Genomic DNA, 23,502 nt, shown 5'->3' with positions numbered 1-23,502 from the left:
CCCTGCTCCTTCCGAAGCGAAGTTCCGAGGTCGGAGTTACGTAATCGTTTTCGTAGAGGGCACGTTACAGCCCCGCGTCCGGATCATGTCAAGTATCCCAGCTGGAGTTTCTGCTACAGTGACGTCCGCCGAAGCCCAACGAAATCGGTTAAGGAGCGATGTGACCGCCGCACGCAGCTCACCGGGTCGTGTCACCATGCGCGATGTGGCCTCCGTCGCCGGGGTGTCGACCGCGACCGTGTCGAAGGTGCTCAACGACCGCCCCGACGTCGGCCCCGAGGTGCGCCAGCGCGTGCTGGACACCATCGGCCGGCTCGGCTACCGGGTCAACGCGGTCGCCCGGGGCCTGCGCGCGCGGACCACCGACACCATCGCGATCCTGACCGACGACCTCGAGGGCATCTTCACCACGACGCTCATGCGCGGCGTCGAGGAGGCCGCGTCGGAGTACGACGTCTCCGTGCTGCTCGCCAACAGCTACGGCGACCCGGAGAAGGAGCGCAAGCACCTGCGCCGACTGCTCGACCGGCAGGTCGACGGGCTCATCATCATGTCCGGCAACCGGGTGCGGCCCCGCTCCGGCCCCGCGCTGCCCCTGCCGGACACGCCCTACGTCTTCCTCTACGAATACGGCATGGCCGAGCCGGTCCCGAGCATCCTGCCCGACGACCGCGGCGGCGCCGCCCTGGCCGCCCGGCACCTGCTCGGCATCGGCCGCCGCCGCATCGGCTTCATCAACGGCCCCGCCTCGTGGGAGGCCACCGCCGACCGGCTCGACGGCTTCACCGCGACCCTGCGCGAGGCCGGCGCCGAACCGGACCCGCTGCTGATCCGGCATGCCGCGACCTGGTCGCCGGAGGACGGCTACGCCCTCACCGCCGCGCTGCTCGACCTCGCGGAGCCCCCCGACGCGGTCTTCTGCGCCAGCGACGACCTCGCCACCGGCGCCCTGGCCGCCATCCACGACCGCGGCCTGCCCATCCCCGGCGCGGTGGCCGTCGTGGGCTTCGACGACCGCTCCCTGGCCGTCCACCAGCGCCCGCCGCTCACCACGGTCGCGCTGCCGCTGCTGGAGATGGGCCGGGTGGCCGGGCAGCGGCTGCTGTCCGCGGTCAACGGCGAACCGCAGGCCCACGAGCTCATCCGAGTCCCCTGCGAGCTGCGGGTCCGCGCCTCGACCGGCTAGCGCCACCCCCGGCCGGACGACCGCGGGCTCCGGTCCTGCTCGCCGTTGCGACGGGCCTCCCTGGCCTCGTCGACGTTCCGCTCGAGCCACTGCACCTCGCCGGCGGCCAACCCGTGCGCTCTGGTCATGCTGCGCAACGCCGCCTCTCCGGTCGTGATCGCGTCGCTGAACCGCGAATCGAACAGATACGCCCAGGCGAGGATCGACCGGGCCCGCAGCGTCTCGATCGCCTCCGGTCCGGCCGTTCGGGTCAGGCCGTCGACGGCCCGCTCGGCGAGGGGAATCGCCTGCGACGCCCGGCGGTCGGCCACGCCTGTGGCCGGCGATACAGCCGGGCCGTCTCCGCCGCGAACTCGACGGTCGTGGCGGCCAGCGGCCCGTGTGCGCGTTCGCGGCCGGCCAGCACCTGTTCGGCCCGGGCCAGGCCCTCGTCGGTCCGACCCGACTCCAGGTAGCTCGACATGAGCCAGTGCAGCAGGTTCAAGGTGTCCACGTCGTCGGCGCCGGCCACGTCGAGCAGCACGGCGAGGGCGCTCTCGCCGACCGCGATGGCCTCATCCGGGCGCCCGGCTTCAAGATAGGAGGCGCAGAGGTGGCTCTCGGCGTCCGCGGTGATCCGATGGGACGGCCCGAATGCCGTGTGCAGGCGGGGCAGCAGCCGCTCCCCCAGGACGATCAGGTCCTCGCGCCGATCCGCGAAGGCCAGCGCCCGCATCAGCGCGACTCCGGCGGCGAGGGTGTCCGGGTGCAGTGGGCCGAGTCGCCCGTCAAGCAACGCGGTCATCTCCTCGGCGAGCGAGACCGCCTCGGCCACCCGTCCGTCGTCGATGAACGCGGAGACGCGCTCGAGCTCCGCATCGACCGCCGACGAGCCGACCGGCACGGCGGGCGGGATCGACGCGACACCCGGGATCGCGGTGACCGGATCGGGCGACGGCGGAGCGACCGGAACAAACCGGGGCGCCGGCTGGGGCGCCGAGGGCGGCGGCACGGGAGGCTGCGGAACAGATGGTTGCCGAACCGGCGGCGGCGAAACAGGCGGCTGCGGCGTCGGTGGCCCGACCGGGGCCGGTGCGGGCCGCGGCCGGGCGGGATGCAGGGTGTGGGCGGCGCGGAGGCTGCCGCGGGCCACGACCAGCTCCGGGTGGTCGATCACGGTCGGGGGCAGGCGCAGCGCGCGGTGCAGCAGGGTCGCCGCCAGGGGGATGCGGCTCGATCCGCCGACCAGGAAGACGCCGCCGATGCGTTCCGCCGGGATGGCCGCCTCGCGCAGCGTGGTGACGGTCGCGCTCACCGTGCGGGCCAGGTGGGGCTCGGCCAGGCGCTCGAACTCCTCCCGGGTCAGGCGGGTCCGGGTGTCGAGCAGCGGGAGGTACAGCTCGGCGTCGGGGCGGCGGGACAGCTGCTCCTTCGCCGAGCGGACCGCGGCGCGCAACGTGAAGGCGGCCTGCTGCTGGGCGGCGTCCTGGGGCCACTCCAGGCGGCCCCAGACGTCGGTGGCCTCGGGGTACACGGTGCGGAAATGGGTCAACACGGCGTGATCGAGATCGCGGCCGCCCAGGTCGTCGAGGCCGCCGCCGGCCACGACCTCGAAGCCGGCCGGGGTGCGGCGCACGACGCTGACGTCGAACGTGCCAGCGCCGAAGTCGTACACCACCAGGTATCGGTCCTCGGGCAGCCGATGGCCCTGGTCGGCGAAGTACGCGGCGGCGGCGAGGGGCTCCGGCACGAGGGTCACCGGTGGCAGGCCGGCCCGGGCGGCGGCCTCGGCGAGGATCCGCAGGCGAGGGCCGCTCCAGGTGGCCGGGTGGGTCAGGGTGACGGCGGCGGGTGGGCCGCCGCCGACCCGGCGGGCCTCCTCGGCGACCCGCCGCAGCACCGCACCGATGAGCTCGGCGACGGGGATCGCCCGGTCGCGCAGCCATACCTCGCCGTGGTCGATGCAGCGTTTCGGGTTGGCCTCCAGCGCCTGCGGCTCGGCGACCGCCGCGCGCTGGGCGTCGGCGCCGGTGAGCAGGTCCGTGCCGGTATCGAGCACGCCCGAGGGCAGCAGCGGCGAGGAGTCGAACAGCAGCTCGGTGTCGGGGCCCGCGCCGGTGGAGAGGACCGCGACCGTCGTGGAGGTGCCGAAGTCGACGCCGAGACGATAGTTGCCGCTGTGCATCGACCCAGCTTAGGAATCGGCGCGCATCGGGGGATACCGACCGAATGGGCAGCCGGAGTGGCCCGCTGGGCGGGGTGGGGTCAGCTCAGGCTGCCGGCGGTGGCCCCGAACAGCAGCCGCTCGACGCCCTCCGCCGGCAGCGGGCGGGCGAAGCGTCCATCGCGAGCTTCCAGCGCGCCCGGCGGTCCAGCGGCTTCGCGGCGAAGGACAGCAGCCCCAACAGCAGCACCGGCGTGGCCAGCGTGCGGGGCACGATCGCCAGGACGGTCGCCGGGCCCCAGGACTTGTCGCCGGTCCCCCAGGACTTGTCGCCGGTCGTGAACGCGATCGAGAACCCGATCCCGGCGACGACGAGCAGGCCGAGGGCCACGCCGGTGTACCGGTACGCACGGAAGCGGCGGCCGGCGCGCAGGTGCAGGACCAGCGCGACGGCCTCCAGCAGGCAGATCGAGATGCCGGCCGCCTCGGTGTTGTTCACGTCACCGAGGCGGACCACGACGAGCACGGTGAACAGCAGGCACGCCGCGATCGGCAGACCCCGACCCGGGCGGCGGCTCTCCACACACTGAACACTGGCCGGCTATCGGCGCCCCCGGCCCCGGGTCAAGGAAAACACCAGCGCTACCGCGGCGCCATCCGCAGCGCGCCGTCGAGGCGGATGACCTCGCCGTTGAGGTAGTCGTTGTCGACGATCGACAGGACCAGCTTCGCGTACTCGTCCGCGGCGCCGAAGCGGTGCGGGAACGGCACGCCGGCGGCGAGGCCGGTGCGGTACTCCTCCGACACCGTCTGCATCATCGGGGTCTCCATGATGCCGGGCGCGATCGCCATCACCCGGATGCCGTACTGCGCCAGGTCCCGGGCCGCGGGCAGGGTCAGCCCGGCGATGCCGCCCTTCGAGGAGGAGTACGCCGCCTGCCCGATCTGGCCGTCGAACGCGGCGACCGAGGCGGTGTTGACCACGACGCCCCGCTGCCCCTGGTCGTCGGGCTCGGTCTGGGCGATGTGTTCGGCGGCGAGGGTGAGCACGTTGAAGCTGCCGATGAGGTTGACCTGAATGACCTTCGCGTATTTGGCGAGGTCGTGCGGGCCGCGGCGGCCGAGGATGCGCTCCGAGGGGGCGATCCCGGCGCAGTTGACGACCGTGCGCAGCGGGGCGGGGCCGCCGGCCACCTGGGCGACGGCGGCGCGGACGGAGTCGGGATCGGTGACGTCGACCACGAGCCCGTCCTCGGTGGACGGCTGCAGGTCGAAGCCGTAGACCTTGGCGCCGCGCGCGGTCAGGGCGGCCGCGGTGGCGGCGCCCAGACCCGAGGCGGCGCCGGTGACGATGGCGGCGGTGCCGGCGAGTTCCATGTCGACCAATATTCCTTAGACGTCGGTGATGCGCAGGCCCGCGTGGGCCTTGTAACGGCGGTTGACGGAGATCAGGTTAGCGGTGAGCGCCTCGACCTGGTGAGCATTGCGCAGGCGCCCGCCGTACAACCCCCGGATCCCGGGAATCGTGGACGCCAGCTCCTGGACGAGGTCGGTGGCGGCCCGGTCGTCGCCGAGGACGAGCACGTCGGTGTCGACGGTCTCGGCCTCGGGGTCTTCCAGGACGACCGCCGAGACGTTGTGGAACGCCCCGACGACGGTCGACCACGGCAGGATCGCGGCGGCCTGCTGGGCGGCCGAGCCCTCGGGCACCACCAGCGCGTACGCCCCCTGCTTGTCGAACCCGAGCGGGTTCACGCAGTCCACGACGATCTTGCCGGACAGCGCCGGGGCCAGCTCGCGCAGCAGCTCGGCGTGGCCCTCCCACGGCACCGCGACGACCACGATGTCCCCGGCCGCGGCCGCCTCGGCGTTGGACGCCCCGCGGACGTCGCCGGGCAGGGTGGCCGCGGTCGCCTCGGCGCGCTCGGCGGAACGGGAGCCGAGCACGACCGCGAGCCCGGCGGCGGCGAACCGGCGGGCCAGGCCGCGCCCCTGCGGGCCGGTGCCGCCGAGCACCGCGATCGTACGGTCACGAACGGTCACGGAAGAATCCCTCCACGAGCGCGGCGTGCTCCGGGGTCCGGCCCAGCGCGACCTGCTCCCGCGCCTCGGCCCGCAGCGTCTCGGCGAGCGCGGCCGCGGCCAGGAGCCGCTTCGAGGCCGCGAGGGCCTGGGCGGAGGCGCCGGCCAGGCGCGTCGCGAGCTCCAGGGCGCGCGGCTCGACCTCCTCGGGCGGCACGACGTCGCCGGCGAAGCCCCAGCCGGCCGCCTGCTGCGGGGTGAACGGCTCGGCCAGCAGGATCAGCTGCGCCGCGCGGGCGTGGCCGACGGCCCGGGTGAGGGTGAGGGACAGGCCCGAGTCGCAGGTCAGCCCGATCTTGGTGAACGCCGTCGCGAGCGTGGCGGCGGACGACCACACCTGCAGGTCGCAGGCGAGCGCGAAGCCGAGGCCGGCGCCGACGCAGGTGCCGTTGACGGCCGCGACGACCGGCTTGGGCATCGTCGCGAGCAGCGTGGTGATCGGGTTGTAGTGGGCCTCGACGGTGTCGCCGGCCGAGGCCGGGTTGTCGCGCAGCGCCGCGGCCAGCTCCTTGAGGTCCTGGCCGCGGCTGAAGACGTCCCCGGTGCCGGTGAGCACGACGGCCCGCACCCCGTCGTCGGCGGCCGCCCTGCGCAGCGCCTGCAGCAGCTTGAGCTTCGCCGTCAGGGTCAGCGTGGGGCCATCCAGGCGGACGACGGCGACGCTCATGAGGGCAGCCTCTCATAGAGCACGACCGGGTTCCCCGCCGGATCGCTGAGGACCGCCCGGCGCTCGTGCGGGCCGGTCTCGACGACGGCACCGGGCACGTTCGCCAGGCACGCGTCGAGGTCGTCGACCTGGATGCTCAGCACGACCCGGCCCGGGACGGGCTGCTGGGAGGCGTCGGCCAGGCCGATGGTGACCGTGCCGTCGGTCAGGGCCGCGTAGCGGTCGCCGTCGCGGAACCGGGTGGTGAGGCCGAGGCCGGTGTAGAACGCCTCCTGGGCGTCGAGGTCCCCGGCGGGAACGATGAGGTGGCCGATCTTCATGCGCGGAACCTCGGCATGACCTCGCGGGCGAAGCGCTCGACGATCTCCATCGAGCGCTCGATCGGCAGGCCGAGCCACTGCGAGCGGAACACGAAGTGGTTGTAGCCGCCGCCGGCGAAGTCGGTGATCTTCGCGGCGATGTCGTCGGGCGAGCCGAAGAAGAGGGCCTTGTGCTTGATGCCCTCCCACTGCGACTCGAAGTAGTCCATGCCGTACTGGACGTACTCGCCGTAGGAGCGCCGCACCGCCTCCCCCGCCAGGGCGTAGGCCTCGTCGAAGGAGTCGGCGACGCACAGGTCCCGGTGGATCGGGAAGACCGCGCCCTCCTCGGAGTGCCCGGCCGCGGCGCGCTGCTCGCGGTAGTCCTTGAGGTTGCCCACGGCCCAGTTGCGCCGCACGTTGGACGGGGCCAGCCAGGGCAGCCCCTGCCTGGCGATGCGGGCGATGCCGATCGGGCCGTTGGCGCCGACCCACACCGGCGGGCCGGGCCGCTGGGCCGGCAGCACGCTGCAGCGCACCCCGTCGAGGGTGAAGTGCTTGCCGTCGTACTTGACCGGCTCCCCCGTCCACAGCCGCTGCATGACCTCGAGGGACTCGTTCATCCGCGACACCCGCGTGCGCCGCTCGACGCCGAAGGACGCGAACTCGTCCTCGCGGTAGCCCGAGCCGATGCCGAGCACGAACCGGCCGCCGGACATCTGGTCGATGGTGGCGATCTCCTCGGCCCAGTGCACCGGGTGGCCCAGCGGCAGGATGAGGATGCCGGTGCCGAGCTGCATGGTGCCGGAGTGCTCGATGAGCCGGGACAGCAGCGGCAGCGGCTGCGGGGTGCTCAGCGACGACAGGTAGTGGTGGATGCCGAAGACCGAGTCGAAGCCGAGGTCGCGCACGTGCTGGACGTACTCGACCAGTTCGCCGGTGCGCCGCTGGATGTCGTCGCCGGGCTCGTACTGGTGGTCCAGCAGGATCCCGAACTTCACTTGGTGTCGTCCTCCTGGGAGCGGGACTGGCTGAGGCGGAAGTACGGGGCCACGAGCCGGTCGCGGTCGGCGAGGGCCTGCGCGACGCCCTTCTCGCGCCGCTCCTTGAGGAAGTTCCAGTCGCCGTCCTCGAAGCTGACGTTCGTCGCCCAGCCGTGCCCGACCCAGCCGGTCATCGCCCCGAGGCCCTTGCCCCGGGCCTCCATCACGATCTGCATCATCGACTTGCCCATCATGAGCGAGTCCAGCGGCATGACGGCGATGGCGTCGGCGTAGTCGTCGACCCACTGCTGCAGCTCGTGGCGCTCGACAACCTTGGTGACGAGGCCCTTGCGCTCGCCCTCCTCGGCGCCGATCGCGCGCATGGTGAGCATGACGTCCTTCATGGTCGTCAGGCCGACCTTCTCGATCCAGTGGTACATGTCCTGCGGGCCGGGGCCGAGGTAGCGAAACGCCGGGTGGGTGAAGCGCGCGTCGGGCGTGGCGATGACGATGTCCGCGGACAGCGCGATCTGGAAGTGCCCGCCGTAGCAGTACCCCTGCACCTGGCAGATCGTGGCCTTCAGCGACTCGATGATCGGGCGGGTGAAGCCGGAGCTGAGCACGTTGCGGTCGGGCAGGATCCGCTGGCGCTGGGCCGGGCGGCGCCGCGAGGCCTTGTCGGTGCCGGACCTGTAGCCGATGTAGTGGCCCAGCTCGGAGGCGTCGGCGCCGGTGCCGAAGTGATCCCCCTCCCCCTTGAACACGATGACCTTCACGCGGTCGTCGGTCTCGGCCTCCCGCACCAGGTCACCGACGCGCTCGAAGGCGGCCACGGGGATCGCGTTGAGCCGCTCCGGGCGGTCGAAGGTGATGGTGGCGACGGCCCGGGCCTCGTCGACGTCGTACCGCACGTACTTCGCGAGCACCTCGGGGTCGACTTCCATGTTCTCGACGTCCCACTGGTTTTCCAGCAGCTCGGCTTCGGTCTTCTTCACGGCGTAGTCCTTAGTGGTTGAAGGCGGGGAAGACTTCCTTGGCGAACAGGCGCAGCGACGCGCGCACCCGTTCGGCCGGCAGGCCCATCCAGCCGGGCCGGAAGATGAGGTGGTTGAAGCCGAGGTCGCGCAGGCGGCCGATGCGCTCGATGAGCATCTCCGGCGAGCCGAGCAGCAGCGTGTTGAGGACCAGCTCGTCGAAGCGGTCCCGCTGCCAGCGCAGGGCCGGGTACTCGGCGTAGGTGGCGTACTCGCTGCGGGCGTGCGGCAGGCCCTCGGCGACGGCCTGCTCGGTGCTCGGCGCGCAGTACAGCTCGACGCCGACCGGCCGCTCGACGTGCACGGTGTCCTTGCCGTACTCGGCCAGGGCCGCGTCGTAGACGGCGAGGTGCTCGGGCAGGAACTTCTTGCTCGGGGCGTTGCCGGGCGCGTACCAGGCGTCGCCGAGCCGGGCGGCCCGGCGCACGGCCCGCTTGCCGCCGGCCCCGACCCAGATGGGCGGGCCGCCGGGGGTGAGCGGGCGGATGCCGATGGAGGCGTCGCGCAGCGGGAAGTACTCGCCCTCGTGGGTGACGGGCTCGCCCGACCACAGGGCGCGGATCACCCGCAGGCTCTCGTCCATGCGCCGGAACCGGGTGTCGGGCTCGACCCCGAAGGCGGCGAGCTCGTTCTCGCGGTAGCCGGCCCCGACGCCGAGGATGACCCGCCCGCCGGAGAGGTGGTCGAGGGTGGCGAACTCCTCGGCCACGTGCACCGGGTGGAACAGCGGCAGCAGCAGGATTCCGGTGCCGATGCGCATGGTGCCGGTGCGCGGGATGAGCGCGGCCATCATCGAGATCGGCTGCGGGGTGGCGAGGTTGGACTGGAAGTGGTTGATCGTCCAGACCGAGTCGTAGCCGAGCTCGGCGGCCAGCTCCACCGTGCCGAACAGCTCGCTGAGGTGCTTGCCGAGGTCCTCGTCGTGGGGGTACTGGTGCGAGGCCATGATGCCGAACTTCATGGACGACGCCCTCGGCGACGGCAGAGTATCGTCGAGCTTCATCCGGGGACCTCCTTGGTACGGCTCACTTTGCCGGCCGCGCTGCGCTCCAGCGCGGGGACGAACTCGATGCGCCGCGGGGTCTTGAAGTGCGCGAGGCGGTCCCGGGCGAAGGCGACGAGCTGCCCGGCGAGCTCGTCGTCGGAGACGGCGGCGTCGGCCTCGCGCACGACGAGGGCGACGGGGATCTCGCCGAGGCGCTCGTCGGGCCGGCCGAGCACGCGCACGTCGTGCACGAGCGGGTGCTCGCGCAGTTCGTCCTCGATCTCCTCCGGCCACACCTGGAACCCGCCGCACTTGATCATGTCGCGCTTGCGCCCGACGAGGAACAGCACGCCGTCGGCGTCCACGTACCCGGTGTCGCCGGTGTGCACCCACCCGTCGCGGACCAGCTCCCGCGAGGCGGCGGCGTCGTCGACGTACCCCTTCGTGAGCTCCGAACGCACGACGACCTCGCCCTCCTCGCCGACCGGGAGCGCGGTGCCGTCGTCGGCCCGGATCTCCAGCTCGACGCCGGGGTAGACGCGGCCCGCGGAGCCGGGCTTCCACCGGCCCTCCTTCATGTCCCGCCCGGTCCAGCCGGCGATGTGCCCGGCCTCGGTGGAGCCGTAGTTGACCAGGATCGGCACCCGGTAGCGCTCCTCGAACGCCTTGCGCACCGGCCAGGAGATCGCCTGCCCCGCGACGAGCACCGACTTCACGCCCTCGAACGGCAGGTCGCGCTCGGCGTGCACGATGTCGAAGACCATCGTGGGCAGGAAGAAGAAGTTGTCGAACCGGAACCGCTCCATGAGCGTGGCGAGCCGGTCGACGCCGAAGCGCTCCCAGACCACGGCGGCGCGGCCGACGTGGAACGCGAACAGCAGCGAGTGCTGCCCTCCACTGTGGAACAGCGGCAGCGCGATGAGGTTCGGCCTGGCGTCGGGGGCGGCGGTGAGCTCGGCCTCGGTGCCGGTGGAGACCTTCGCCAGCCGGGCGAGGGAGGCGCGGGTGCCGCCGTGGGTGACCGAGACCGCCTTGGGCCGGCCGGTCGTGGTGCCGCCGGTGAACAGGATGCAGGCCTCGGCGTCGGGCCCCACGTCGGCCGCGGGGACGTCGGCCTCGCGGGTCCAGCCCAGCGTGCCGTCGGAGATCAGCAGGCGGGGGTTGGTCTTCGCGACGGACTCGGCGAGCTCGTCGGCGTTGTAGAGGCTGCTGATGGTCACCGGGACGGCGCCGAGCTTCCAGGCGCCGAAGAGGAAGAAGGCGATCTCCGGGCCGTTGGTGAGGTGGCAGGCGACCCGGTCGCCGGGGCCGACGCCGGCCTCGCGCAGGTCCTCGGCGACCCCGCCGGCGATGCGGTCGATCTGGGCGAAGGTCCAGCTGCGGCCGTCCTCGCCGTAGAGGCCGGGCCGGTCGCCGCGCCCTTCGACAAGGTGCGCGAGGTTGCTCATGCCGACACCCGCGGGATGACCTCGGCGCCGAAGCGGGCGATCTGCTCCATGGTCTCCTCCTGGCCGGCGCCCACGAACTGCAGGCGCAGCGACACCTCGGTGATGCCGAGCCCGGACTCCCAGCGGCGCAGCTTCGCCACGATCTCGTCGGCGGCGCCGACCAGGCAGTCCTCGGCGATGTACCGGTCGACGTCGATGTTCTGGGCGTCGTCCCACGACTTGTAGCCCGCGTACTGCCGCTGCAGGTCCGGGCGGACCGCGGCGGCGGCCTGCCCGTAGGAGTCGCCGATATACGCCTCGCGGCTCATGGGCTGCTCGACCGGCCCGCCGCCGCGCTCCTCGTGGTAGATGTCCAGGAGGCGCTTGAGCTCCTCGTCGTTGCCCTTCGGGCCGATCAGCCACGGGCAGTCGAGGCGGGCGGCGCGGCGGATGGCGGGCTCCGCGAACGCGCCGATCCACAGTGGAGGGCCGCCGGGCTGGACCGGGCGCAGCGCGAGCGAGGCGCCGGGCACCTCGCCCCAGGAGCCGGCGGCGTCGACGGTCTCGCCGTTCCAGAGCGCGCGCAGCAGCGGGACGTACTCGCGGATGCGGCGCAGGCGGTCGTCCCAGGCGACGCCGAACGCGGTCGTCTCGCGCTTGCGGTATCCGGCGCCGATGCCGACCGTGAGCCGGCCGTTGCTCAGCACGTCGAGGCTGGCGAGGTCCTCGGCGAGACCGATCGGGTTGTACAGCGGCGCGAGCAGCACGGCGAAGCCGATCCGGACGCGGCTCGTGGCGTGGGCGAGGTAGCCGGCCAGCGGGACGGGCTGCACGAAGGCGGACTTCGCGAGGTAGTGGTGGCCGAGGTAGACGGCGTGGAAGCCGGCCGCCTCGGCCGCGGCGGCCTGAGCCATGACGTCGTCGATGCCGGCCGAAGGGTCGGCGGACGGGTCGAACTGAGCGCTCAGGAAGCAGCTGATCTTCACCCGACGACCGCCTCGGCGGCCGGCTTGACGGCGTCCTTGGCGCGGAAGTACGGGATCACCTTGGTGGCGAACTCCTCCATCGACCTGAGCGCCGCCTTGCGCTCCAGCGACGGGATGCGCAGCCAGCCGATGTAGTGGTTCACGCCGAGCTGCTCGCCGAGCATCTCGATGGTCTCGATGACGCGCTGGGCGGAGCCGAAGTTGCCGCCGTGGGTCAGCGTCTGCTCCAGGGTGAGCAGGTCGATGTTCTTGGCCACGGCCGCGTAGTACTTCTTCTCCTGCTCCATGGCCTCCTCGGAGCCGGGGATGACCTTGCCGACCGACTTGTAGTAGTTCAGCGCGGCCTGGGCGGCCTCCCGCAGGCCCTCGTCGCCGTCGCCGACCCAGACCTGCTGCATGAACGGCACGTCGTAGGCGGCGATGTCGAACCCGTTCTCGGTCATGGCCTGCCGGTACAGGTCGTAGTTCTTCTGCATGATGCCCAACGGCGTGAAGTTCGGCGAGGTGATGATCGACTCGCCGACGGCGCCGCGGTCGCGGAAGCTCTCCGGGGAGACCGTGCCCTGCAGGATCGGCGGGCCGCCCGGGGTGTACGGCCGCGGGTAGGTGGTGATGTTGTCGTAGGTGAAGTACTTGCCGTGGTACGAGAAGTTCTCCTGCGACAGCGCCAGCCGCAGGACCTCGAGGGTCTCCTGGTAGCGCTCCTTGGACTCGGCGAGCGGGATGCCGAAGCCGGCGAACTCCGAGGGCTGGTAGCCGCGGCCGACGCCGATCGAGACGCGGCCGCCGCTGAGCACGTCGAGCGCGGCGATGTCCTCGGCCAGGCGCAGGGGGTCGTGCAGCGGCAGCACCAGCACGGCGGTGCCGATGGTGATCCGCTTGGTGCGCTCGGCGACCGCCATGCCGAAGTGCACCGGGCTGCCGAGGATGCCGTACTTCGAGAAGTGGTGCTCGGCGAGCCACACGGAGTCGAAGCCGAGCTCGTCGGCCAGCCCGATCTCCTCGAGCGTCTCGCGCAGGACCTGGTGGTCGGACACGCCGTCGCCCACCGGGAACAGGTTCATGATGCCGAACTTCACGACGTCTCCCAAACTATTCCGACCAGCCGGTATGTTAGTGCCAAAAGAGCCTGACCTGCAAGATGTCGACGGTTACCCGCGGCGGGACCGGACCCGCAGCTCGCCCGTACGGCGCCGGTGCCACGACCCGCTGCCGCCCAGCGCGTCCAGCACGAAGGCGCGGCGGAGGTACAGATGCGGATCCGCCTCCATCGTGATGCCCATGCCGCCGTGGACCTGGATGCAGCGCTCGGCCGCGAAGACCGCCGCGTGCCCGGCCGCCGCCTTGGCCGCGTGCACCTGGATCGCCGCGTCGGGCCGGCCGTGCTCGACCGCCCAGGCCGCGTACAGCGTCAGGTCCCACGCCGCCTTGCGCGCCACGGCCGCCTCGGCGAGCTGGAACGCCACGCCCTGGAACGAGCCGATGATCCGCCCGAACTGCCTGCGGGTGCGGGCCTGCGCGGCGGCGAGCTCGATCGCGCCCTGGGCCACCCCGCACAGCTGCGCCGCGAGGACCAGGACCGCCCGCTGTGTCGTCTCCGCCGGCACCGGCTCGAGCGCGACGCCGGACAACGGCACCGACGGGTCGAACGAGCGCCGCGGGGTGACCTCGGCGGCATCGACGAGGCGGTCCCCGACCACGAAGCCGTCGGCCTGCTCGGCGTAGGCCGCGAAGGAGTCCAGCACCGGGGTGAGGACCCGGCGGCCCTCCAGCACGTCGGCGGGGAGCGTCCGGCCGGACAGCAGCTGCACGGCCGCCGCGTGGAACGGGAAGCGGCTCGGCACCAGCAGCTCGCCGAGAACCTCGACGGCGACCATGAGGTCGATCAGGCCGGAGCCGGCGCCGCCGGCGGCCTCGGGGACGCCGAGCACGCCGAAGTCGCTCAGCAGCGCCGCGTCGCAGGAGGGCGCCCGCCACGGGGCGCCCAGCGCGTCGCGGGCGGTGAAGTCCGCGTCCTCGACGATGGCGCGGACGGTCTTGGCGATCTCCAGCTGTTCCTGGGTGAAGGTGGCTCGCATCGCGCCGGCTCCGCTCAGCGGGAGCGGGGCAGGTCGAGGACCCGCTCCGCAAGGATGGACTTCTGGACTTCCTCGGTGCCGCCCTCGATCGTGTGGGCGCGCGAGCGCAGGTAGCGGCGCATCCGGGCGGCGGCGCCGTCGCCGTCGAGCAGCACCCCGCCCGCGTCGTCGAGCTGCACCGCCAGCCGGTTGGCCCGCTGGACGGTCGCGGCCCAGAGGCTCTTGAGCGCCGAGGTCTCCGGCCCGGGCACGCCCCCGGCCCGGCTCTCGCCGACCATGCGCATGGAGCCGATCCGCACCGCCTCGGCGTCGCACTGCAACTGCCCGACGGTTTCGAGGAAGGCGACGTCGCCGTCCATCCCGCGCTCGATGGCGAGGTCGACGATCCGGTCGACGGCCTGACGGGCCCACACCCACAGGTTCAGCGCCATGCTCCCCCGCTCGAAGGCCAGGGTGGTGAGCGCGACCTTCCAGCCGTTGCCGACGCCGCCGAGCACGTCCTCGTCGGGCACGAACACGTCGTCGAGGAACATCTCGTTGAACTCGGTGTCGCCGTTGATCATCACCAGGGACCGGACGGTGAACCGGTCCATCGGCGCCAGGAGGTAGGAGATGCCCTGGTGCTTCGGCGCGTCGGGGTCGGTGCGGGCCAGCAGCAGGCACTTGGAGGCGTTGTGCGCGTTGGAGGTCCAGATCTTCGACCCGTTGACGAGCCAGCCGCCGTCGACCTTGCGCGCGGCGGTGCGCAGGCTGGCCAGGTCCGAGCCGGACTCCGGCTCGCTGAAGCCCTGGCACCAGTACGTCTCCCCGGAGAGGATCCCCGGCAGGTGCCGGGCCTGCTGCTCGGCCGTGCCGTGCGCGATGATCGTGGGGCCGGCGAGCATCATGCCGACGCCGTTGAGCGGGTACGGCGCCCCGCGGACCGCGGCCTCCTCGTTGAAGATGGCCTGCGCGAGCGCGTCCATCCCGCGCCCGCCGTGCTCGACCGGCCACGACAGCCCGGCCCAGCCGCCCGCGCACAGGCGGTCCTGCCAGACCCGCGACCACGACTCGCGCTCGTCCTGGCTCAGTTCCTCCTGGTCGGGCACGTCCGCGAGCGCCCCGTCGAGCCAGTCCCCGACCTCGCGCCGGAACGCGAGATCGGCCTCGCTGTCATCGAAGTCCATGCGATACCTCCAGCCGTGCCTTGTAGAGCTTGCCGTTGGGGTCCCGGGGCAGGGCGGGGCTCACGACGTACGACACCGGCCGCTTCGGCTTGGCCAGCCGCTGCTCCAGGTGCGCCCGCAGCCCCGCCACCGCCTCGTCCGGCTCCGGCGCGCCCTCGCGCAGCACGATGTGGGCCTGCGGGACCTCGCCGAACTCGGGGTCGGGCGCACCGATGACGGCCGCGTCCGCGACCCACTCGTGCGCGACCAGCTCGGCCTCGATCTCGGCCGGGTACACGTTCACGCCGCCGACGAGGATCAGCTCCGCGGCCCGGCCGGTGATGTAGAGGAAGCCGTCGGCGTCGACGTGGCCGACGTCCCAGACGGTCATGAGCCCGTCGCGGCGCGCGCCGTCGGTCTTGCCGGGGTCGTTGTGGTACTCGACCCGGTCCTCGCCCTGGCGCATGTAGACGATCCCCGTCTCGCCCACCGGCACCTCGTGCCCCTCGGCGTCGAGGATGCGCAGCGTGGAGATCGAGGCCGGGCGCCCGACGGTGCCGGGGTGGGCAAGCCACTCGTGCGGCCGCGCGATCGTGGTGCCGACCTCGGTGGAGCCGTAGTACTCGTACACGACCGGCCCGAACCAGTCCATGATGCGCTGCTTGATCTCCCGCGGGCAGGGGGCGGCCCCGTGCAGGACGTACCGCAGGGACGAGATGTCGTAGCGCTCCCGCACGTCCGCGGGCAGCTGCAGCAGCCGGTAGAAGTGCGTGGGCACCATGCTCGTGCCGGTCACGCGCTGCCGCTCGACGCGGCGCAGGAAGCCCTCCGCGGTCCAGCCGTCCATCAGCACCATCGTGCCGCCGGCGTGCAGCGCGCCCATCGCCGGCGTGATGTTGGCCGAGTGGTACAGCGGCGCCGAGACCAGCCAGCTGCCGAACGCGGGCCGCTGCATGCCGAACTCCTTGAACAGCCACACATAGGTCAGCGCCCCGGTGTCGGCGTCGATCCCGCTCAGCGGCCGCTTGACGCCCTTCGGCCTTCCGGTGGTGCCGGAGGTGTACATCATGAGCGAACCCGCCGGCGTCTCGGCCGGACTGGTCTCGGGCATCCCCGCGGTGAGCTCCTTGAGCGCGGCGGCGTTCTCCGGCTCGCCGTCCACGTAGACCTTCACGCCCGGCCCGGCGGCGGCCGTGGCCACGGCCTCGACCCGCTGCGAGGCCACCACGACCTTGGCCCCGCTGTCGCGCACTATGTACTCGACCTCGGGCTCGGTCAGGTGGTAGTTCAGGGTGACGAGGTACAGGCCGGACTGCATCGCGGCGAGGTACAGCGCGACCATCCCCGGGCTGTTGGTCATCACGGCCGCGACGGTGTCGCCCACCTCGAGACCTTCGCGCGTGCGCAGCCCGTGCGAGATGCGGTTCACCTCGGCGTAGAGCTCGCCGTAGGTGATCCGCTGATCGTCGGCGGTCACGATCGCGCACAGGTCCGGCTCGGCGGCGGCCCAGAGCCGGAAGCCGGTCCGCTCGTCGCTCATCGTCCGTCCTCCTGCACTTGCAGTTGCTTGAGTTTGATTCCGACCATCCGGTATGTTGGCGCCAACAGTAAGGGAGCGCTCCGACGATGTCCATACCCGCGATCGAGGCGCACGAGGCGAGCTACCGCGCCCGTGAGGTGCCGGAACCCGCCCAGGTCGTCCCCGGCGTCTGGGCCGTGCCGATCCCGCTCAACGGCCACGCCCTGCGCTCGATCACGGTCTTCCTCGCCGAGACCCGCGACGGCCCCGTGCTCATCGACGCCGGCTACGCCCACTCCTCGTGCTGGGCCGCGTTCCAGGCCTCGCTGGCCGTGATCGGCCACCGCATCGAGACCATCCGCGCCGTCCTGCTCACCCACAACCACCCCGACCACGTGGGCTTCGCCGACCGGGTGCGGGCCGCGTCCGGCGCCACCGTCGCCATGGGCCGGGCCGACGACTTCGCCACCGTCCGGGCGGAGCGCGGCGGCTTCCTGGACCAGCTGCGCCGCTCCCTGGACCTGACCGGCGCCCCGGCGCCGGTGACGGACACGATGTACACCGAGGCCCTGGACGTCGCCAAGCACCACGAGTCCCTGTCGCTGGACGTCCTGCTCTCCGGCGAGCAGGAGCTCGACTTCGGCGACGTGACGATCCGCGCCGTCCCGGCCCCCGGCCACACCTACGGCCACACGGTGTTCCTGGACTCCCGCGGCGTCCTGTTCACCGGCGACACCATGATGGCCGAGGGCCCGACCCAGCTGGCGATCGTGAGCAAGCCCGCCGACGACCCGGCCGGCGACCTCCTCGCGACCCTGGACCACATCGCCGGCCTCGGCGCGGCCATCGCCTGCCCGGCGCACCAGTTCCCCTACGAGCACGTGGCGACGCGCGCGGCCGAGCTGCGCGCCTTCCACGCGGCGGAGGTCGAGCAGGTGCGCGCCCTGGCCGGCGCGGGCGCGACGGCCTGGACGATCGCGCCGCGGCTGACGTGGAAGAAGCCGTGGGAGCTGCTCGGCCCCGGCACCCGCCGCTTCGCCCTGATGCACACCCTGGCCCTGCTCCGCCACGTCGAGCGAGCCCGCTAGCGGCAAGCTTCTCGGCACCGCGCTGAGCGCGCGGTTCACAGCTTCCCCGAGCACTCCGACGGCGGACCGACCGCGGCCAGGACCCTCAACGCGGCCGACGTCGGCGCGGTCCGCAGCTGGCGCCATCGGCGACGCACTCCGGGCCGATGCCCGAGAGCTGCGGGCCGACGTTGTCCCCGCGGCCTGCTCCTCCACCCCGACGGTGGCCACCACGGCAACGAGCAGCATCGCCCGGTCGCCCGCTTCGAGCAGAATGACGGCACCGGTGTGCTGGCAGCCGCTGCGCGGGCGGCCGTGCGCAGCGGCTCGACTCAGAGCGTGTTTGAGAAGTCGCTGCCTCGTCCGTGGCGGCTATCGGCGGCGGGGACGACGGCTGGCTTTGCGGCCTCGGCCTGCGCGAGGTTGCGGTCCGGTTCGGGCGGTCAGGCTTTCCACTTGGTCGAGGTCGGTTGCGGTGAGCACTGGACGCCCGAGTCGGGTCGACAGCCAGCGGCGCTGGTAGGCGCTCAGGTCATTGGCGAACACGACAGCGTCGATGCTCTGGCTCGAACAGGTCGTCGCGATCTCTTCGAGCTTTCCCGGGCCGATGAGGAAGCGCCGGGTCAACGGGGCGGTCATGAGCCGTACCCCACCGTCGGAGACGCCCCTGCGCTGGACGAAGCGTTCCAGCACGTGCCCTCCCAGCGCTGCCACCCGCGCGTCCAGAGCGTCGAGCCGTGCCTGGTAATCGCGGTCCTTCGCAGAGAACAGCCCCACCAGGACTACGGAGCGGATGGCGGTCACTGGTACACCATCCCAGCTCAACCGATCCGTGTCACAGGAAATCCGGTCGCTGAGCGACTGCCGGGCCCAATGTGTGACGACGTATTTCCCGGCTGCTCATCTGCCGTCGGGCCAGCGCCAGCGTGGTTGGCGGGTTGCGGGCTGGCCTCGGGCGATCCGGCTTGTCATCGAGTTGATCGCGGCCCAGCGGATGATGGCTTCGGAGGTGGCGGGGTCGCGTTCGTAGTCTCTGGCGAGGCGGCGGTGGGCGGTGAGCCAGGCCAGGGTCCGTTCCACGCACCAGCGGCGCGGGATGACCGCGAAGCCTTGCTGGCCTTCAGGGTGTCAGTGACGATGAACCGTTTCCGGCCGTTGATCTTCTTGCTGGCGTCGTAGCCGCGGCTGTCGCGCCCGACGGTGTCGGCGCCCTTGACGCTCTGGGAGTCGATGATTCCTGCGGTGGGCTGCGGGTCGCGGCCCTGCTGGACCCGTAGTTGCTCGCGCAGCACGGCGAGCATCGCGTCGGTGACCTTGTCCCGTTCCCACTGCTTGAAGTACCAGTACACGGTCTGCCACGGCGGAAAGTCCGCTGGCAGGTACCGCCAAGCGCAGCCGGTGCGGACCACGTACAGGATGCCGTCCACACGGATCGTCGAGGGTGACTCTCCGGTCGGCCGCCGCGTTTCGGCGCTGGCAGCAGCGGTTCGACCAGAGCCCATTGCTCGTCGGTCAGGTCCGAAGGGTACCGCCGCTGCCGGGACATCCGGCCACCTTCGCGGCATTGACGTCGGTGGTCACGCAGGCGCGCCGACCCTAGCCTGAAGACTTCTCAAACACGCTCTCAGAGCAGCGGCAGGGCCCGACCGTCCAGGCCCGGAGCGAAAGGGTCCGCACAAGGGCGCTCCTGGCCCCGGCCGTCGGCCCGACGACGTCGCCAAGCGTTCACGGAGGCCCTTCGGCGCGGCGAGGCCGACGAGACCGAAGGCTGCGGGAGCCGGCTGGTCAGCCGGCAACCAGCTGTGATTGTTTCCGTTGTGCGCGACCGTCTGCCACAAGTTACAAAAGCGGTAAATATTCACATGGATCGCAGACATGGCGGCACACCGTGGCATGATCCTGCACGTTCCGCGATGCAAGTTGCGAGTCGGGCCGGGCGCCGCGATGCCCGGCCCCTTGGGGGTCCGGTGTCCACAGTCCAGGAGGCCTCGCGCAAGGCCGCCGCCGTCCCGTTGTACCGCGCGGTGCGCGAGCTCGCCCGCAATCCTCTCGATGCCCTGGTGGGCTTCGCCGAGGCGGCCGGCGGCGACGTCGTCCGCGTCAATCTCGGCGCGTTCCGGCCCTACCTCGTGTCGAACCCGGCCCACGTGCAGCACGTGCTGCGGGACAACGCCGGCAACTACCTGCGCGACGGCAAGGGCATGCTGTGGCGGCCGGTGAAGCGGCTCTTCGGCGAGGGTATCCTCGCCGAGGGCCAGGTGTGGGCGGCCAGCCGGAACACGCTGCAGCCGCTGTTCACGGCCAAGCGCGTCGACGCCCTCGTCGACGGCCTCGCCGCGTCGATCGAGGCGTCGGTCGAGCGCCTCGACGAGCCCGCCCGCCAAGGCCGGGCGATCGACCTCGGCGCCGAGCTGTCCCAGATCGTGTGCGCCGCCATCATGCGGGTGCTCTTCGCCGACAAGGTCAGCGTGGCCGAGGCGCTGCGGATCGTCGGCGCGCAGAACACCATCGCCACCGCGATCGTGTACCGGCTGGTCGTGCCCTTCGTGCCCAACGCGATCCCGATGCCGGGCGACCGGCCGTTCCAGGCCGCGGTGCAGCAGATCGACGACGTGCTGCTGCCGATCGTGCGGGCGGCCCGGGAGCGCGGCGACGACGGCAGCGACATCATCGCGACGCTGAGCCGGGCCGTCGACGCCGCCGGGCGCCCGATCGACGAGCGGCAGGCCCGCAACGACACCGTCGCCATGTTCGCCACCACGACCGAGACGACCTTCGGCGTGCTCACCTGGCTGTGGCCCATCCTGCGGGCCCACCCGGAGGTCGCCGACCGGCTCTACGACGAGGTCGACCGGGTCGTGGGCGACGGGCCGGTCCGCCGGGAGCACCTGCCCGAGCTGACGTACCTGCGGATGGTCCTCGAGGAGCTGCTGCGGCTGTACCCGGTCGGCTGGCTGATCCCGCGCGTCGCGGCCGAGGCGGACGTCATCGACGGGACGCTCATTCCCGCCGGGGCCGACATCCTCATCAGCCCGTACATCACGCAGCGGATGTCCGCGTTCTGGGACCGGCCGCAGGAGTTCGACCCCGAGCGCTTCGCCTCGCCGCGCGCCGAACGACGCCACCGCTACGCCCACTACCCGTTCGGCGGCGGACCGCACCAGTGCCTCGGGCAGTACCTGTTCTACCTGGAGTCGCAGCTCATCGTCGCCGCGATGCTGCGCCGGTTCCGGTTCGAGCTCACGCATCCGGTGATCCCCGAGCCGCAGGTGGCGGCGTCGCTGCGGCCGAAGACGCCGGTCGAGCTCACGCTCCTGCCCCGCACCCGCTGATGGCGCCGGCCACCGGCACACCGGCGCTCACCGGCGAGCTGACCGCGGCGGGCGAAGACGCCGGTCGAGCTCACGCTCCCGCCCCGCACCCGCTGACGGCGCCGGCCACCGGCACACCGGCGCTCACCGGCGAGCTGACCGCGGCGGGCGAAGACGCCGGTCGAGCTCACGCTCCCGCCCCGCACCCGCTGACGGCGCCGGCCACCGGCACACCGGCGCCGGCGCTCACCGGCGAGCTGAGCGCGGCGGCCGAACAGGGCCGCATCTGTGCCCTGGCCGCCGGCGGCCAGCGGGACCTGCAGGCCGTCGCCGCGGCCTACCCGGAGCTGTTCCCGGCCCGGCCGTTCGATCCGGCGGTGTTCGGCACCGTCGCCCTGGCGACCGCGTTCGGCGCGCCCTGGTGCACCCGGGAGCAGCTGCGGATCGCGAACCTGACCGCGCTGTGGGTCTTCGCCGTGGACTGGCGCATCGACTACCTCGCCCGCGCGGCCGCCGACGTCGACGGCGTCGTCGAGCGCTGCCTCGCGACCGCGGACGGCGCGGCCCCCGGCGCCGACGACGCGCTGGCGCGCATGCTGGCCGCGGTGCGCGACGAGCTCGCGGCCGGACCGGCGTTCGCCGAGCACCGGCCGGCCTGGCGCGAGGAGCTGCGCCGGATGCTCGCGGCCATGCGGCGCGAGTGGCGGTGGAAGACGTCCGGCGCGCGGCCCGGGCTGGAGGAGTACCTCGACAACGCCGACAACTTCGGCTCGTCCTGGGTCAACGTCTCGCACTGGCTGTCCGGTGCCACCGCGGAGGCGCTCAGCGCCCTGCCCCGGCTCACCACGGCCGGACGGCTCGTCCAGCGGGTGCTCCGGCTCGCCAACGACCTCGCGACCTACGAGCGCGACGTGGAGTGGGGCGATCTCAACGCGCTGCTGCTCGGCGTCGGACGCGACGAGGTGACCGGACGCATGGGCACCCTGGCCCGGGATGCCCTCACCGCGGCGGAGGCGCTGGCCGGCGCCTGCCCGCGCGAGGCGGCGTACCTCAGCCGCCAGATCGGGTTCAGCACCGGCTTCTACCGGCTGACGGACTTCTGGGGCGCCCGGTGACCGCCGAGCGCACGATCATCTCCCCCGCGACCGGCGGCGACCTCGCCCGGCAGGTCGACACCCTCCTGGCCGGCGTGGACGCCGAACCCTGGGGGCAGGTGACCGCCTCGGTCTACGAGACCGCGCGGCTGGCCGCGCTGGCACCGTGGCTGCCCGGCCATGCGCAGCGGCTGCGATGGCTGCGCGACGGGCAACGCGCGGACGGCGGCTGGGGGCCGCCGGGCGGCTACGCGGTCGTGCCGACGCTCAGCGCGACCGACGCGCTGCTGGCCGCGGGCGGCGGCCGGGCCGCGCGGCGCGGGCTCGAGTTCCTGGGCCGGCTCATGCACGGGGCGCGGCCCATCCCCGACACCCCCGCCGCCGACCTCATCGTCCCGGTGCTCGTCGAGCGGATCGCCGAGCGGACCGGCACCCGGCTGCCGCTGCCGAGCGGGATCGACGGTGCCCGGCTGGCCGCGCTGCGCCGGCGCCTCGCGAGCGGTGCGCCGGTGCCACCGAAGCTGCTGCACGCCCTGGAGGTCCTCGGTGACGCGGCCCGCCGCGCCCCCGGTGCGCGGCCGGCCGGGCCCGGGACCATCGGCGCCTCGCCCGCCGCGACCGCCGCGTGGCTCGGCGAGCGGCCCGCCGCACCGGACCCGTACCTGGCCGCGGCCGCCCGCCGCCACGGCGGCCCGGTGCCGGTCGCCACGCCCATCACCGTGTTCGAGCGGGCCTGGGTGCTCGGCGGCCTGGCCCGGGCCGGCGTCGGGTTCACCGCCCCGCCCGGGCTGGTCGCGAGCCTGACCGCCGGCTGGGGGCCGGCCGGCACCGCGGCCGGCCCGGGGCTGCCGGCCGACGCCGACACCACCGCGGTCGTGCTCTTCACGCTGGCCGAGCTGGGTCACGACGCCGATCCCGGCGTGTTACAGCATTATGACACCGGTGAATTCTTCTGCACCTGGCCCGGCGAAGACGGATTCTCGGTCACCACAAATGCCCATGTGCTGGACGCATTCGGCATATTCGGCCACCGCGAGATCGCCGAGCGGATAACCCAATGGCTGTGCCTGCGCCAGGAGTCCGACGGCTGTTGGCGCGACCGGTGGCACGCCTCGCCCTACTATGCGACCGCCTGCTGCGTGCTCGCCCTGAGCCGCTTCGGCCGCGGGCCGGCGGTGTCCGCCGCGGTGGGCCGGGCCGCCCGCTGGGTGGCCGCGACCCAGCGCCCCGACGGCTCGTGGGGCCGCTGGCAGGGCACCGCCGAGGAGACCGCCTACGCGGTGCAGGTGCTGCTCGCGGCCGGTGCCGGCACCGATCTGGACCGCGCCGGGCGCTACCTGGCCGGGCCGCACCCGCCCGACCTGCCGATGTGGCACGACAAGGACCTGTACGCCCCCCACGCGATCGTGCGGGGCGCGGTGCTCACCGCGCGGCATTTGCTCGAGCACCGCCGGAATTGACCGCTCCGGATTTGAGAATCCCGGCAGGAAGTTGCT

General features: G+C 72.7%; 22 protein-coding genes and 1 pseudogene. 5 read left to right on the top strand and 18 right to left on the bottom strand.

Annotated features, from left to right (window positions below; genetic code table 11):
* Positions 1–196: 196 nt before the first annotated feature.
* Positions 197–1,186, top strand: a complete 990-nt coding sequence (locus tag ACQP1P_RS20960) for a LacI family DNA-binding transcriptional regulator (protein WP_433088566.1) — start codon at positions 197–199, stop codon at positions 1,184–1,186.
* On the opposite strand, the gene ACQP1P_RS20955 is transcribed toward ACQP1P_RS20960, so the two are convergent.
* From ACQP1P_RS20955 to ACQP1P_RS20880, 16 genes are all read right to left on the bottom strand, one after another.
* Positions 1,183–1,497, bottom strand: a complete 315-nt coding sequence (locus tag ACQP1P_RS20955) for a hypothetical protein (RefSeq protein ID WP_433088564.1) — start codon at positions 1,495–1,497, stop codon at positions 1,183–1,185. The genes ACQP1P_RS20960 and ACQP1P_RS20955 overlap by 4 nt on opposite strands.
* Positions 1,437–3,350 carry an Hsp70 family protein gene (locus ACQP1P_RS20950; protein WP_433088562.1) on the bottom strand — a complete coding sequence of 638 codons (1,914 nt, stop codon included), beginning with the start codon at positions 3,348–3,350 and terminating at the stop codon, positions 1,437–1,439. Before ACQP1P_RS20950 ends, ACQP1P_RS20955 begins: the two co-directional genes overlap by 61 nt.
* Before the next feature lie 85 nt (positions 3,351–3,435).
* Positions 3,436–3,912 carry a hypothetical protein gene (locus ACQP1P_RS20945; protein WP_433088560.1) on the bottom strand — a complete coding sequence of 159 codons (477 nt, stop codon included), beginning with the start codon at positions 3,910–3,912 and terminating at the stop codon, positions 3,436–3,438.
* A gap of 59 nt (positions 3,913–3,971) precedes the next feature.
* Positions 3,972–4,706 (bottom strand): SDR family NAD(P)-dependent oxidoreductase, encoded by a 735-nt coding sequence (locus tag ACQP1P_RS20940; protein WP_433088558.1) that lies wholly within the window; start codon positions 4,704–4,706, stop codon positions 3,972–3,974.
* 15 nt (positions 4,707–4,721) lie between these two features.
* A complete protein-coding gene (gene npdG, locus ACQP1P_RS20935) occupies positions 4,722–5,372 on the bottom strand; it encodes an NADPH-dependent F420 reductase (RefSeq protein WP_433088556.1) in 651 nt (216 codons plus the stop codon).
* Positions 5,359–6,078 (bottom strand): enoyl-CoA hydratase/isomerase family protein, encoded by a 720-nt coding sequence (locus ACQP1P_RS20930; protein ID WP_433088554.1) that lies wholly within the window; start codon positions 6,076–6,078, stop codon positions 5,359–5,361. Before ACQP1P_RS20930 ends, npdG begins: the two co-directional genes overlap by 14 nt.
* On the bottom strand, positions 6,075–6,398 hold the full coding sequence (locus ACQP1P_RS20925) for a VOC family protein (RefSeq protein ID WP_433088552.1): 324 nt from the start codon (positions 6,396–6,398) through the stop codon (positions 6,075–6,077). The genes ACQP1P_RS20930 and ACQP1P_RS20925 overlap by 4 nt, the downstream gene beginning before the upstream one ends.
* Positions 6,395–7,378, bottom strand: coding sequence for an LLM class flavin-dependent oxidoreductase (locus ACQP1P_RS20920; RefSeq protein WP_433088550.1), 984 nt, complete (start codon positions 7,376–7,378; stop codon positions 6,395–6,397). The genes ACQP1P_RS20925 and ACQP1P_RS20920 overlap by 4 nt, the downstream gene beginning before the upstream one ends.
* On the bottom strand, positions 7,375–8,355 hold the full coding sequence (locus tag ACQP1P_RS20915) for an enoyl-CoA hydratase/isomerase family protein (protein WP_433088548.1): 981 nt from the start codon (positions 8,353–8,355) through the stop codon (positions 7,375–7,377). Before ACQP1P_RS20915 ends, ACQP1P_RS20920 begins: the two co-directional genes overlap by 4 nt.
* A gap of 10 nt (positions 8,356–8,365) precedes the next feature.
* A complete protein-coding gene (locus ACQP1P_RS20910) occupies positions 8,366–9,397 on the bottom strand; it encodes an LLM class flavin-dependent oxidoreductase (RefSeq protein ID WP_433088546.1) in 1,032 nt (343 codons plus the stop codon).
* A complete protein-coding gene (locus ACQP1P_RS20905) occupies positions 9,394–10,827 on the bottom strand; it encodes a class I adenylate-forming enzyme family protein (protein ID WP_433088544.1) in 1,434 nt (477 codons plus the stop codon). Before ACQP1P_RS20905 ends, ACQP1P_RS20910 begins: the two co-directional genes overlap by 4 nt.
* A complete protein-coding gene (locus ACQP1P_RS20900; RefSeq protein ID WP_433088542.1) occupies positions 10,824–11,792 on the bottom strand; it encodes an LLM class flavin-dependent oxidoreductase in 969 nt (322 codons plus the stop codon). Before ACQP1P_RS20900 ends, ACQP1P_RS20905 begins: the two co-directional genes overlap by 4 nt.
* Entirely contained in the window at positions 11,789–12,871 is a 1,083-nt protein-coding gene (locus ACQP1P_RS20895; RefSeq protein ID WP_433088540.1) for an LLM class flavin-dependent oxidoreductase, read from the bottom strand. The genes ACQP1P_RS20900 and ACQP1P_RS20895 overlap by 4 nt, the downstream gene beginning before the upstream one ends.
* Positions 12,872–12,943: 72 nt before the next feature.
* The gene (locus ACQP1P_RS20890) at positions 12,944–13,870 is read right to left on the bottom strand and encodes an acyl-CoA dehydrogenase family protein (protein WP_433088538.1); all 927 of its coding nucleotides are present in this window, start codon (positions 13,868–13,870) and stop codon (positions 12,944–12,946) included.
* Between the two features lie 14 nt (positions 13,871–13,884).
* The gene (locus ACQP1P_RS20885) at positions 13,885–15,036 is read right to left on the bottom strand and encodes an acyl-CoA dehydrogenase family protein (protein WP_433088536.1); all 1,152 of its coding nucleotides are present in this window, start codon (positions 15,034–15,036) and stop codon (positions 13,885–13,887) included.
* The gene (locus ACQP1P_RS20880; RefSeq protein ID WP_433088534.1) at positions 15,023–16,555 is read right to left on the bottom strand and encodes an AMP-binding protein; all 1,533 of its coding nucleotides are present in this window, start codon (positions 16,553–16,555) and stop codon (positions 15,023–15,025) included. Before ACQP1P_RS20880 ends, ACQP1P_RS20885 begins: the two co-directional genes overlap by 14 nt.
* Positions 16,556–16,641: 86 nt before the next feature.
* On the opposite strand from ACQP1P_RS20880, the gene ACQP1P_RS20875 reads away from it, so the two are divergent.
* The gene (locus tag ACQP1P_RS20875) at positions 16,642–17,622 is read left to right on the top strand and encodes an MBL fold metallo-hydrolase (protein WP_433088532.1); all 981 of its coding nucleotides are present in this window, start codon (positions 16,642–16,644) and stop codon (positions 17,620–17,622) included.
* A gap of 351 nt (positions 17,623–17,973) precedes the next feature.
* Here the strand turns inward: ACQP1P_RS20875 and ACQP1P_RS20870 are convergent, their stop codons facing one another.
* Positions 17,974–18,405 carry a hypothetical protein gene (locus ACQP1P_RS20870; RefSeq protein WP_433088530.1) on the bottom strand — a complete coding sequence of 144 codons (432 nt, stop codon included), beginning with the start codon at positions 18,403–18,405 and terminating at the stop codon, positions 17,974–17,976.
* Positions 18,406–18,501: 96 nt separating this feature from the next.
* Positions 18,502–19,147: pseudogene (locus tag ACQP1P_RS20865) on the bottom strand (IS5 family transposase).
* Between the two features lie 421 nt (positions 19,148–19,568).
* On the opposite strand from ACQP1P_RS20865, the gene ACQP1P_RS20860 reads away from it, so the two are divergent.
* Genes ACQP1P_RS20860 through ACQP1P_RS20850 form a run of 3 tightly spaced genes read left to right on the top strand, consistent with a single transcriptional unit; the run spans position 19,569 to position 23,466 of the window.
* Positions 19,569–20,933: a cytochrome P450 gene (locus ACQP1P_RS20860; protein ID WP_433088528.1), complete on the top strand. Its 1,365-nt coding sequence runs from the start codon at positions 19,569–19,571 to the stop codon at positions 20,931–20,933.
* Positions 20,933–22,027: a terpene synthase family protein gene (locus tag ACQP1P_RS20855; RefSeq protein ID WP_433088526.1), complete on the top strand. Its 1,095-nt coding sequence runs from the start codon at positions 20,933–20,935 to the stop codon at positions 22,025–22,027. The genes ACQP1P_RS20860 and ACQP1P_RS20855 overlap by 1 nt, the downstream gene beginning before the upstream one ends.
* Positions 22,024–23,466, top strand: a complete 1,443-nt coding sequence (locus ACQP1P_RS20850) for a prenyltransferase (RefSeq protein ID WP_433088524.1) — start codon at positions 22,024–22,026, stop codon at positions 23,464–23,466. Before ACQP1P_RS20855 ends, ACQP1P_RS20850 begins: the two co-directional genes overlap by 4 nt.
* The last annotated feature ends 36 nt before the right edge of the window (positions 23,467–23,502 follow it).

Source organism: Dactylosporangium sp. CA-052675 (genome assembly GCF_050947935.1).
Lineage (GTDB): Bacteria > Actinomycetota > Actinomycetes > Mycobacteriales > Micromonosporaceae > Dactylosporangium.
The sequence above is the reverse complement of the archived record's forward strand: the minus strand, read 5'-3'. Positions and strand labels throughout refer to the sequence as shown.